The 12671-nt window shown below is 52.7% G+C and carries 8 protein-coding genes; all 8 read right to left on the reverse strand.

Annotation, left to right across the window (positions count from 1 at the left end; all coding sequences use genetic code 11):
- Positions 1-34: 34 nt before the first annotated feature.
- The 8 genes from ACFQ88_RS30945 to phnL all read right to left on the reverse strand — a co-directional run bounded on the left by ACFQ88_RS30945 (position 35) and on the right by phnL (position 12657).
- A complete protein-coding gene (locus ACFQ88_RS30945; RefSeq protein ID WP_379460390.1) occupies positions 35-1648 on the reverse strand; it encodes a response regulator transcription factor in 1614 nt (537 codons plus the stop codon).
- Between the two features lie 5 nt (positions 1649-1653).
- Positions 1654-3408, reverse strand: a complete 1755-nt coding sequence (locus tag ACFQ88_RS30950; protein WP_379460392.1) for a sensor histidine kinase — start codon at positions 3406-3408, stop codon at positions 1654-1656.
- Between the two features lie 16 nt (positions 3409-3424).
- On the reverse strand, positions 3425-4741 hold the full coding sequence (locus ACFQ88_RS30955; RefSeq protein WP_379460394.1) for an ABC transporter substrate-binding protein: 1317 nt from the start codon (positions 4739-4741) through the stop codon (positions 3425-3427).
- A 1489-nt stretch (positions 4742-6230) separates the two neighbouring features.
- A complete protein-coding gene (locus ACFQ88_RS30960) occupies positions 6231-7106 on the reverse strand; it encodes a radical SAM/SPASM domain-containing protein (protein WP_379460397.1) in 876 nt (291 codons plus the stop codon).
- Between the two features lie 272 nt (positions 7107-7378).
- Positions 7379-9307, reverse strand: coding sequence for a hypothetical protein (locus ACFQ88_RS30965; protein WP_379460399.1), 1929 nt, complete (start codon positions 9305-9307; stop codon positions 7379-7381).
- A gap of 394 nt (positions 9308-9701) precedes the next feature.
- Entirely contained in the window at positions 9702-10658 is a 957-nt protein-coding gene (locus tag ACFQ88_RS30970; protein ID WP_379460401.1) for a sugar phosphate isomerase/epimerase family protein, read from the reverse strand.
- Positions 10659-10722: 64 nt separating this feature from the next.
- Positions 10723-11910, reverse strand: a complete 1188-nt coding sequence (gene phnM, locus ACFQ88_RS30975; RefSeq protein ID WP_379460403.1) for a phosphonate metabolism protein PhnM — start codon at positions 11908-11910, stop codon at positions 10723-10725.
- A 15-nt stretch (positions 11911-11925) separates the two neighbouring features.
- Positions 11926-12657, reverse strand: coding sequence for a phosphonate C-P lyase system protein PhnL (phnL, locus tag ACFQ88_RS30980; protein ID WP_379460405.1), 732 nt, complete (start codon positions 12655-12657; stop codon positions 11926-11928).
- Between the last annotated feature and the right edge of the window lie 14 nt (positions 12658-12671).

The raw sequence follows: 12671 nt of genomic DNA on the forward strand, positions 1-12671 counted from the left end.
GCTGCAATACGGTAAGAAACGATAAATGATAAGTTTATGTGAACTGATCCCTGTACTCCTGAGGCGTCATTCCTTTATGCTTCTTGAAGGCGTGGTTAAAGGAATGCGGACGCTGATAGCCGAGCCGGGAGGCGATTTCGTATATTTTTTCAGTCGAGCTTTTTAACAAATATTCCGCTTTCTGCATCCGCACGGTTTGAATGTAGTCGCTCAGGTTGTCTCCGGTTTCGAGCTTATAGACCTTGGACACGTACACCGGATGCAGATAGACATGATCGGCGATGGACTGCAGCGACACATCATTCGTAATATTCTCGTCGACGAACGACTGAATGTCGTGAATCAGGGAAGCTCTCGTGTCCTTGGTTTCCCGGTCGGTGTCCTGCTTCATCCGCTCCAGCGTCCGGAACGTCCATTCCTTCAGCTGATTGACCGAGCGAAAAGGATTCCCCTCCGACATCTTGTCGTAATCGGAACCGAGCATGTCGGATAAGTGCCGCCCGTTTCTGTGCGCAATGTACGCATATGCCGAAGCGATATGGAAATATATTTCCAATATGTGCTCCTGCGATTCGGGATACCGCTGCTCCAAATCCTCAAAAACCGTTTTCAGCTTCGTCTTCGCATGGTCCCAGCGCGCCGCTTCAAGCAGATGAATCAAGCTGGGGGGATCGTACAAGTTTTGCAGCGGATGAATATCGACCGTCGCATGCTCGTCCTCCAAACGCATGAACAGCTCCTGCTCGTTGGCGATCCGCTTGCGAAAAGCAGCTATCGAGCGGCCGTACATCTCCCTCACATCCTGCGGAAACTGTCCGCTTCCGCTGACGAGGATCGAAATTTTCCCCTTCAAATACGTGCTGACCGCCGATTGCAGCGAAGATGCGGTGCGCTCGAACCAGAGCGAGTCCTCCTTGCCGTCTCCTTCCTGCCTAGGCGCCATGACGAAGACCAAATAATCGTGGGCATCCTTCGCATACCAGAACTTGTAGCGGCTGCCGTACAGCTCCTCCACCATATTGCTGATCGCATATTCCATCCACGACAGGCTCTCCGGGTCCACCTTCAGAAAATATTCCTCTAGCCGGATCATCATCAACACAAAAGAACGGCCTTCAAAATCGGACAGCTCCAGCATGTTCATCCTGTCGTGCAATCTCGATTCGGCGATGCTTCGCCCTTGGAGCAGTTCATTCAGCAGATTGGCGCGAAGGAGCGGCAAATTCTCGCGCAGCGTATAGGTGAGCCGCTGAACGGAGACGACTTCCTCCCATTCGGCGAGCAGCTTATCCTTCACCCGTTTCACGGTGTCGACGAGATCCTTCTCCTTCACCGGCTTCAGCAAGTAATCCTCCGTCTGATAGATTATTGCTTCCTTGGCGTAGTTGAAATCGGAATACCCGGACAGCAGGATGCATTTGGTCTTCGGCCAGTGCCGTCTGATCTCCGCGATGAGCTGCAGTCCCGACATGCCCGGCATCTTGATGTCGGTAATGACGATGTCGATGGAGAACTGCTTCAGCAGATCCATCGCCTCGAAGCCGGAGTATGCTTTGTACACTTGCTCCATGCCTTCCGCCTTCCAGTCAATGGTGGTGGAAAACCGGTCCACTACATGCGCTTCGTCATCGACAAGCAAGAGCTGCATCCCGCTTACCCTCCTTCATCATGAGGATGAAACTTGCCTTCATTATTGCGGTTCCATGTCAGCACAGCCTTTAATCCGCCCTTGGAGCCATGCCGGAATGTTAAGCCCGAGCCTTCCCCGAATTGGTACTGCAGCCGCTGATGCACGTTCCATGTGCCGTGGCTCAGCTCTTCGGTCATTTGCTTTTGCAGCTGACTTTGCATGCTGCGAAGCTCTCTGTCCGTCAAACCCGTCCCGTTGTCCTCGATAACGATGCGGTTGAACGATTCGTTCTGCTCCCCCGTGATCGTAATCTCGCCGCCTTCTCGTAAGGGCTCGATCCCGTGGACGATCGCATTTTCCACCAGCGGCTGCAAAAGCAGTCTCGGTATAGGCTCGTCCATCATCGTCTCGGGAACGTCGATCGTGTAGGTCAGACGGCGCATCCGCAAATTGTGGATGTTCAAGTAATGCTGAACCAGCTCCAGCTCGTCCCGAACCGTAACCGTCTGATTCTCCACGCGTGTCGAGTAACGGTAATATTCCGCCAAATTTTCCGCCATGGCTACAACCGCGTCGCGATCATCCATCATGGCCGAGTTGATGATAAAAAATAACGAATTATATAAAAAATGCGGATTGATCTGGGACTGAAGCTGCTTCAGCGTCGCTTCCCTCGTGCGAATTTTGGCCGTGTACACATCCTCGATGAGGACCTGGATCCTTTCGGCCATTTCATTGTAATGCTGGGACAAATGGTCGAATTCGTTCTTGAACCGGGCGTCGATCCGCGACGACAGATCGCCCCGCTTCATCCGCTGTACAGTGCGGGTTATCGTCATGATAGGGATTTGCACGTTGCGGTACAGCAAATACGAAGCGACAGCCCCCATCAACAGCAGGAGACCGACGGAAATGTTGAACAGATTGTTCGGCGCCGTAATGGGCTCCAACATTTTTTGCACCGGAACATAGTCGATCAAATACCACCCCAGCTGCCGTGACTTCGCGTAGCTGACCAAATAGTCCTGGCCGTCAATCTGCATTCTCTCCTGCCCCGCATCCGCCAATGTCTGGCTGAACAGCTGCCGGATCATCGGTTCGGTTAAGGACGAGCTGGACGTACTGTTGAACACCGGCTTAAAGTCCGGATGAATCAGGAACGGGTCGCTCATTTTATCCTTCTTGTACCGGTCCAGTTGATCGATCAAAGCTTGAACAGGAAAGCGCACCTGAAACACTGTATCCGCTTGTTGGGTATTGCTCACGTTCGCCGGCTCGCTGATTTCCCGGATAAATGTGCCGATCGGCTGTCCACGGGATACATCCTCGTCATAAGTCCAAGCCGTCCGCACAGGTCGCTCCCACGGCCATTGATCGAGACCGTTAATGTAGATGTTGGAGGACAGCACCTTCTTCGCGCTCGGGATCACGAACGACAAATCGTTGGACCAGCTGCTCGATACGCTCTGCAGGCTCAGCTTCTCCGTAATGCGGGATTGCGCCTTGAGCAGGCCGCTGAGCGGATTGCCCGCCACTTCGATGAATTCCCGGATATGCGGATCCGAGCTCAAAATGACGGGAAACATCGACAAATTTTCAATATTGGAGTCCAGCTGGTACAGAAAAAAAGATAATTGATTCAAAGCGGAGGATTGAATTTGCTGCTCCACCGCTTGTTGGGTCATCCGGTTGGAGTAGCTGTACAGCAGCAGCACGGGGACAAGCAGCAGAGTGATCGTCATGAGAATTTTGCTGAAAATATTCCGTCGGTACGGCACGCCTCGCTTATCCCCTTCACTTCGCTTCTTTATCCAAAATGGCTTGCAGCTGCTGATTGGCCTGATCGGCCGTCTCCTGGATCCGCTGTTCTCCGGCCATAATTTTATGGACGATTTCGCCCACGGTGTCGCGCGCCTCTGCTACACTGACTACCGTCGGCCGGTCGTGATCGACGCCGCCCTGGCTGCTCTTGCGGATGACGCTGACTAGCTCCGCCGGGAATCCCGTCGTTCCGTCCGGACGCTCCCATACGGATAAGCGGGCTGCCGTGTTTCCTTTTTGCTGAATCTTGAGTGTGATCTCCTTGCTCGTGGCCCAGCGGATAAAAGCCCACGCCGCCTCTTTATTGGCCGCCTTGGGGTGCATGGCCAAGCCCCAGGACGTGATATTGTACGGCACCGATCCGTGGCTTCCCGCGGGGAACGGCGCATAGCCGATTTGATCCGCGAGCTTCGACTGCGCGGGATCGAGCACATTTTTGTAAATCGAGCTGGCGTCCGTGTACAGCGCTGCTTTGCCCGCTGCAAAAAACGCGCTCGCTTGCGGCCACGACATCGTAATGGAGCTGGGCGGCCCATAATTTCTCAGCAGCGTGCCGTACGTTGTAAACGCCCGGATCGCTTCCGGCGTGTTAAGCGTCGCCCGGTCGCCTTGCGTGAAGTCTCCTCCTTCCGAGTATAGGAAGGAGGAGACCTGCGTCACGAGCGGGGAGCGCTGGCCCCGCGCGACGAAGCCGTACACCCCATTCGCGGGATCGTTCAGCTTGCGCGCGGCTTCGACCAGCTCCTCGATGGTCGCCGGTACCGCAATGCCCGACTGCTTCAGCAAATCCTTGCGGTAATACAGCACTTCCTGCTCGGTGATGATCGGAATGCCGGTCAGCTTGCCTTTGACCGTTGCCGAGCCGACCGCTTGCTTCGAGAAATCCGCGAAATCGTAATCCGCATCCCGATGTACATAGTCGTCCAGCGGCTCCAGCCAGCCGTTATTGTAAAACAGCTTGCCCTCCTGCAGCGGACGATACATGAACACTTCCGGGGTCCCCGACCCCGATGTGAATTGCACCGTCAGCTTCTGGGTCAGCTGATCTTCGAAGAAACCCTGAACATTCACCTTAAGGCCCGTAGCCTCTTCAAACTCCGGGAGAAGCGGCTTCATCGCTTCGCCCCAGGGATGATTGGCGATGATCAGCGTAATGCTCTCGCCCTCAAATGCTCTGGGAGCCGTCTGACCCGGCGAGGAATGATTCCCGCATCCGGCCATCATTATGGATACGGATGCAAGAACAAGGACTGCTGCCGGAAAGTTCCATCGGCTCCATAATGACTTCATCGTCTCCCTCCCACCTAGATAGCGCTAGCTTTAGAACTTGAACTATCTTAGATTACTTGATCCGGCTTGCACCCGAAATAACGAAAACTAAACTTCGATAACAATCCGTGAAGAACATGTCGAAACTGGGTATCGCTACTGGTTAATCTGTCCATTCGCTGCGTTTTTTACTAATAGGCACAGCAAAAAGCAGATTGCCTTCGGCTTGGCAATCTGCTGGGTGTATCGGGCTTCTCGCACGGTGCGCTGTAAGCTCCGGTGTGAGGAACGTGGTCGCTGTGTCGTGTGTAGTGCAACGCAGGCGTTTCATGCCGCGGCGGTTAGCGTCATGCGGTGTTTGAGTGGAGTGAAAAATGGTGGCACATGTGTGGTTGGGGAGCTCTGCTTTGTGCATGGAACGTAAGGTCGTAGAGTTCGACCTACCGCATTACAGAGGCGATACGTGAGCTTAGAATAAGTGCGCATGTTGAAAATATGGTGTAAGCGGAGTTACTGTTTGCTGATTAGCATTGTGCACGTTCGGTCCATATGTATGGAGTTGTGACGGGATGGTCGTTTGCTGGCATTGTGTGCACCACTTGTGCTTGATCGGCCGCTGGGACGTTGGGTAGATTGAAGTATAGTAAGCGATAGGGGACACTTTGTATGTATCTGGAGGTATGGGCGTTTTGGAATAACATTGTATGAACCGCGCGAACTCGATTGGACTCTTCGACGCAGGCTAGATCTGTAATATAGTGAGCGCACGGAGACTCTTTGTATGGATTGAAGGCAAAGGGAAGGTGTTATGGAGTAACATTGCATGTACCGCATGAACTTGATTGGACTCTTCGACGCAGGCTAGATCTGTAATATAGTGAGCGCCCGGAGACTCTTTTTATGGATCGAAGCAAAGGAAAGGCGTTATGGAGTAACATTGTATGAAAAGCGTGAACTCGATTGGACTCTTCGACGCAGGCTAGATCTGTAATATAGTGAAAGTTGGAGATTCTTTGTATGGATCAAAGGCAAAGGTAAGGCGTGATGGAGTAACATTGTATGTACCGCGAAATCGATTGGACTCTTCGACGCAGGCTAGATTGTGACGTAGGAAACTCATTATATGGAGTAGCTGAGGCGCGGGCGTTTTGAGTTACATTTTGTACAATACTGCTCTTGATCGGCTTCTGAAACGCCGGCTTGATGGATGCGCAATAAAACTACACTACCGATCGGACCGTGAGTCCGCTATTTGCCGGAAATACGGTATTTTGGCGAGGCTTTCGGACACAGGATCCGTTATTGATAGGTTTTCCTGTCCAAATCGGCCTAATTCAGCCAAATAACGGATCTGTAGTCCGATCCGCCCGCCATTTTGGGCTATTTGGCTTGAATAGCGGAACCACGGTCCGCAAAGGCTTCTCCTGCACCATGAACCTCTATGAGGTAAAATTAAAGAGCAGATCGTTAACGCGACCTGCTCATGTCAAAAGATATTCGGCTGTGTCTACTAGGCATTAAACCTTCTCCGGTAGTCACATTTTCTGCACAGCTCCTCTACGACCTCCCGGCGCGAAAAGCCGTCATACAGATTTCTCGCCCGCTCGCCTTCGATAATTTCCGCAAAGGATTTCTCGTGCACGTTGCCGAGATTAATTACCCCTTCGCCGTCAAGACAGCATGGGACGACCGTTCCGTTGGACAAGATCGCGGCCTGATTGCGCAGCGCATGGCAGAAGCCTTTGCCGTCATCCTCGTCTTCCTTGAGATCGGGCCATTGAAACTCATGGTCCTGGTTAATATAAATCCGATCGGCGATTTTGGTCCCGCCGCCGCGCACGACTTTTTCTTCAATCCGGTAATCGAGATTGAATTCTTTTTCTATCATGGCGAGAATTTCACGGTTTCTATTTTTCTCCGAATTGGTAGCGTTATTCATGTCTAGGTTCCACAGTCTCAAGGAAATGAGCACGTTATGACTCGCCGCCTCCTTGGCAAACGCAAGTACAGTCGATACATATCCCTCTTTATCGGTAGAGCCTTCATGGCCGTCAAAGCTGTGCAGCGAAATATTGACTTGACGCAGCGCCGGTTTAGGCAGTATTTTGTGCTTCGCTTTCGGAATCAAGGTGCCGTTCGTCGTCAGATTCACCTTAAAGCCTTTCTCGTGGGCCAAGTCCAGCAGCTCTCCAATTTTGGGATGCAGCAGCGGCTCGCCTTTGACATGAAAGTAAATATAATCCGTAAAAGGCCTTACTTGATCCAATATATGCGTAAACTCTTCGGTTTTAATAAAAGTAGCTGACCGCTTCGTCGGCGGACAAAAGCTGCACGCCAAATTGCAGATGCTCGTTATTTCAATATAAAACTTTTTGAATTTTCTCATGATGGTTCCTTTTGTGTTTTATAGTAATCTATCAGTCATTATAGCACGATGATGCAGCATATTGCGCTCGCCGTGCCAATCTTTTTTTACCATCCGACCATTAACATTATGAGAATAGTCCGAACCGGTCTTTAAAATTTGATGACTCCCCCTCCCTTATTTCCAATTTATCCCTGAACCCATTAACTTCATTCTAACAAAAAAAGCAGCGAATATCGCTGCCTTCCCGATCATTTCAATTTAGTTCACCGCTCAAAATGTACTACTACTGGCTATGCCTCTTTCCCCAGCCGATCCTTCAACTGCTGCGTATACAGGCTTCGCGGCTCCACATGCTGACCGTGGGAATCCCAATACCCGTCAGGCCCGCGGTTGCCTCCAACATCTTTCTTGCCGATATGGCCGATCGACCAGTTTTGTGCCGTAGGCGGCTGATGGCATACGAGCGTGCCCTCGGTGTTCCAGGCGACGTAGTTCGCGCCGGCCCAACCGTGCCCCGAACCCATGTTCAGCCGGTTCATCAGCGAAATCATATCGTGGACGTTGTCGTACAAGCCGCCTACCGACCAGCGGTGATGAGGCTCACTCCACGTCAACGGCTGCTCCCCGATGCAATCGTGGAACACGTTGGGCCCTGTTACCCGGGAGCCGAGTGTAAAACCGTGGCGGTTGTTCAACGCAAAACAGCGGGTGACGAGCGCAGATTGCCCGTTCAAATAAAAGCCGTATCGGCCAACATAGATGTTGGTCTCGTAGAACGTCCGACCGGTAGGATCGTAGCCTTTGCCGTTATAAAAAGCTTTGTCCGCAATCAGATTGGACGAGTCCTGGATCGTAATCCATTTGGAGCCGCGGCCTGTCCGGAATGCGCCGTTCGTGCTGTTGAAATGCTCCAGCGTCACGTTCCGCACCCATCCATTATGGCAATTGTCAAGCTCCACGAACTCATTGGCATGCCTTGTATCATCTACTCCATCGCTATTTGGAGTCCAGAAAGCGATCCCGCGCAAATTCTCCAATCCAATCTGGCTGATCCGTCCCGGGTCGGAGAATTTGAAAATGCGGCCGCCTCCCCAGCGGCTTTCGACCGCATTCATCAGGGAAGAATCGACGGTAATCCGGCTGCCCTCGATGGCCGTAATGACATGCTCAAAATGGAGCTCGAACGGTGACCACTGCGTGATTTTTCCACCGTCCTCCCGATCCGGAATTTGATCCATTCCGATCTCGCTGATCCATGCGGCATTACTGCTGCGCTGCAGGATAATCGTATCTCCGACCTGGAACAAGCCCGGATCCGCTACGCGGAATGAATTCGCCCCTACCGGAACATAGCTGTCGATAATCTCGCTCTTTTCGGTCAATGGGACGCGTACGTCTTCCGTACCATGGAATTTCAGAATTCTTCTCCGTTCGCTTCCCGTAGCGATCAGGACGGTTGCTTCCTTCGAAGCCACCGACGCTTTCAATTCCTCGAAGCTGCCGATCTGCCGGGGATCGTACCACAGCTTCTTCATATCGCCCTGTCCTTCGCCTCGAAGCACAACGCCGTTGGTCCGAACTTCGAGAACGCCTGCGATCTCATAGACGCCTTGCTTCAATAGCACCGCTCCGCGAAAGCCGTTGTCATCCGGCGCCATGGCGGAAACCCGGTCGATCGCTTCCTGAATCCGGCTTGTATTGTCCCCCGGGATCGGCTCCAGGGTCACCTTGACCGGCAGCTCGGGCAGCTCTACGCCGCCGCCCATATAACCTACGCCTGAAAAGTCCGGCAGCCGGTTGCCCCGATAATCGGGCACATACACCATTCGCCCTTCTGCGTTAGTATAGGCAGCACCACTGCTGTGCTCTGGGTATTCCGATAAGACGGTAAAATAAAACCTCTCTTCCACCTTACCACCGGCAGCCGGCGTGAGTTCTACTAGGATTTCATATCCGCCGTCCTGCGAAACCTCTCCCGATGCCGCAATCGCCAAAGGCTCGTTTGGTCGGTAAGTCTGCTCCAAAGCGGACCCAACGATTTCACAGGTTGTTAGCGATTTAATAGAAACGCTCGCTTTCCACTCATTTTTTGCGGACACTATAACTCCAGGAAATGAATCACCGGGAGACAAAAGGGCCGGATAGCCGATCCGAATATCCATAGTATCGTGGCACAGCTGAATTGTAACCTCATCGTTTGCTATTTCCAAGGACTGCATCTTGTTTCCTCCGATAGTATATATTTGACAAAACGCTCATTTGATCATATACTGTAACGCCTTTTGAAATAAATGGTTATACTTCATTTCTTTTTGCAGTAAATTCAGCATTTTGCTAAAAAAGCGGAATACAGAACCAAGCGCAAAAAAAGAGCACAAACGATTCACGTCTGCGCCGACTATCATATTATGCAATTACCCCGAGGGGTATTACTTCCTCCGCCTAGTTCAGCAGCTCAGAAGATCAAAGGCTCAAATGGACTGCTCCATTAGTTATGACTGATAATCGGGACGGAAGCGGTGAGGTCGACTGCATGAGATGCACTCGGGTTGTACCCTTCTAGTACTTCTCGTACCAGGCTTCTTCTAATCTCTTCCCCCGCTCCAGCATCTATCATTTCACAGCCATCATCTGCTCTGAGCCGGGAATCAGCGCATTGGCATAACGCTCCCGCAGTTCAGGCCAGAAGGGCTCATACATTTCCCTCACTTCGTGAATAATGTGCCCGTCAAAGGTGGAAGCCAGACATTCCGCGATGAGATGAAACGGCACATTGCCGTCGCCTATCGGAGCATGCATATCCCCGCGTCCAAGCGGGATCAGCTCATATTGGCTTTTTTCCGTAGAAAAGCAGGCTTTGCCGAAATTGTCATGCAGGTGCATGTGGATGATATGGGGCGCTAGACACTCCATCTCGCGAATCAGATCCAGCCCGTACATCGTGACCGCCAAATTCAAATGACCCGTATCGAGCACGGCACCGACTTGAGGATGGTCAATCGCTTCGAGCTGCTCGGCCAATGCGCTTGGACTAACGGAATAAGCGTAATCCTCGCAATCGAGATAAGGCCGCATGTTTTCCATCCCGATTAGGACCCCGGTTTCTCTGCCGAGATCGCCGGCGCGCCGCATCCATTCCTGCTCCCTGACCATCAGGGCCCGCTTGTCGATATCCGTAAGCTTCGCCCAGGTGTGGGAGAACATGAATTGCTCCTCACCGACAAATCTCCCGACATGATAAACCATGAGCTCTGCACCGAGCGCCCCGCTGATTTCTACGGACGCCATCAGGCATTCCGCATCGGTTGAATAATCGCCCTGTCTGAATAAATTCAGGTCAAAGGGAGCGTGCGTCGTATACTTAAGCGGCACGCTTCGCAGCAATTGCTGGTACATGTGCAGCCGATCGCGGTCGATTTGTCCGTTCCTCAATAGGTTCATGCCCTGAATAGGCAGCTCCACCGTGTCCAAGCCGAGCTCGGCCGCTCTGTGCAGCTTGAGTTTTAACCGTTCCGGGTTGCTTGTGCTCTCATTAATGAATGCACAGATGCCCATACCTCTTATCTTCATGACATCCTCTCTCCTTCCGCCCTCAGATCCTAGACTGCATGCACCGGATCCGGCTTTCCCTGCTTTACCTTACCGCTGCAGCGGCATTCATCCGGTAATCCATCTGGCATACCGTTTGTCCCTCAACCCATACCTTCTCAATGACAGGACGGCCGTTATGGATGCGAGTCAGTAACACGTCCGCTGCTTTCCCTTCCTCCAATGAGCCCAGTCTTTTGTCCAGACCCAATGCTTTCGCCGGATTCAAAGAAATCATATTCATTGCATAGGAAAGCTCATACCCTTGATTGTGCAGCAAAAAGGCGGCCTGAATCATGGCCGGAGGATAATAATCCGAGCAAAGAATATCCACGACCCCTTCCTTGATGGCGTCCAGGGCGGATAAGTTGTTGCTGTGCGACCGGCCCAGCATCACGTTCGGAGCCCCCATGACGACGTGCAAGCCTCTCTGCTTCGCTTCCTTCGCCACGTCCATCGTGATCGGAAATTCGCTGATGGCGGCGCGCCAGGATTGAACGAGCTCGAGCTTTTCGACGGAATCGTCGTCATGCGAAGCTAGGGGCACGCCTAGGCTCCCGGCCAGGTCGGCTACAAGCTGGAGATCCTCCCGGCTTACCTTCGGCTGCTGCCTGCGGGCTTCCAGCACTTTGAGCGTCTCTTCCTCCGTCAGCTTTTGCCGCTCCATGACGAACTTTTTTTGTACCTCCAGATTGCGGTACTGTCCTTGGCCCGGCGTATGATCCATGAACGAAAGCTGATCCAGCTCGCCGTTGTTCAGCATCTCGACGATATGAGGGACGGCGTTCAGATTAACAATCTCAAACCGGAGATGCACTTTATGCCGGATCAGATGATCCTCGGCCGCCAGACGGCGAATCGTCCGGATCATTTGCTTGACCGATTGGTTGCGGCGAACCTCCTTGGCCGAGTTGTCGTCCCACATGCTGAGCGAATGGTAAATCGTCGTCACGCCTTGCCCCGCCAGCTTGCGCTCCAGCTCGTGAAACGACATTTCAACAGGGAACAAGCTGGAAGGACGAGGCTGCATCTCATGCTCGATAGCGTCGCTGTGCGTGTCGATAATTCCCGGCAGCACCAGCATGCCGCTTGCGTCGATATCACGTGGCCCCGGCGTGGAGGCCGAAGAGGATATTTCTATAATCGTCCCGTTTTCGATAACCAGCGTGCCTTGCTCGATCGTGCCGGAAGGGGTGACGATTCGGCCGCCGCATATTTTTTGAATGCCCTTCATGTACTTAATCCTCCCTTAGTGAATGGCTGCCGTTACGCCGGATGGGTCCGATGCCTGCTGCTTCTGGAGCACTTCGCCCAAATCCAAAATGTTGTCCGCTACTTGGCCCATCACTTCCCAGTCGTGGAACACGCCGACCATGGTCGTTCCCTCCGCTTTCATCTCATTCAGCAGGGAGAGAACGCTCATCTTGGTTTGATGGTCGAGCGACGCCGTCGGCTCGTCGAGAATAAGCAGGCGCGGTCTGGCGATGAGCGCCCGGGCCAGATTGACCCGCTGCTGCTCGCCTCCGCTGAACGTTGCCGGGAAAGCCGGCCACAATGTACGCGGAATGTTCAGTCTCTCCAGCATCTCTTCCGCCTTGACCCTTGCCTCTTCCATCGTGAAGCCTTTCGGAAGCAGCTTCTCCGCCACGACATCCAATGCCGGTACGCGGGGAACGACTCTCAGAAACTGAGTCACATAGCTGATCTCGGCTCTGCGCAGATGGATGATTTGGCGTTCGGACACCTTGGCCAGATCGATTCGGCCGAATAGCTCGGAGTCGTATAAGATCGAACCTGACGTAGGCTGGTAGGTTCGATATATGCATTTTAATATGGACGATTTCCCGATACCGCTAGGTCCTGCAATACCTAGAAACTGCCCTTTGGCAATTTCGAAGGACAAGTCGGCAAACGGGTCGATCGTCATCTTGCCTGTCATGGACAGCTCGAATGTTTTGGCAAGCGATTGAATTGTGAGCACAGGTTACTCCCTCC

This window comes from Paenibacillus sp. NPDC056579, from assembly GCF_042793215.1.
Lineage (GTDB): Bacteria > Bacillota > Bacilli > Paenibacillales > NBRC-103111 > Paenibacillus_S.

Coding starts and splice junctions, on each gene's coding strand:
- ACFQ88_RS30945 (WP_379460390.1), bottom strand. CDS start 1,648: ATGCAGCTCTTGCTTGTCGATGACGAAGCGCATGTAGTGGACCGGTTT.
- ACFQ88_RS30955 (WP_379460394.1), bottom strand. CDS start 4,741: ATGAAGTCATTATGGAGCCGATGGAACTTTCCGGCAGCAGTCCTTGTT.
- ACFQ88_RS30960 (WP_379460397.1), bottom strand. CDS start 7,106: ATGAGAAAATTCAAAAAGTTTTATATTGAAATAACGAGCATCTGCAAT.
- ACFQ88_RS30965 (WP_379460399.1), bottom strand. CDS start 9,307: ATGCAGTCCTTGGAAATAGCAAACGATGAGGTTACAATTCAGCTGTGC.
- ACFQ88_RS30970 (WP_379460401.1), bottom strand. CDS start 10,658: ATGAAGATAAGAGGTATGGGCATCTGTGCATTCATTAATGAGAGCACA.
- phnM (WP_379460403.1), bottom strand. CDS start 11,910: ATGAAGGGCATTCAAAAAATATGCGGCGGCCGAATCGTCACCCCTTCC.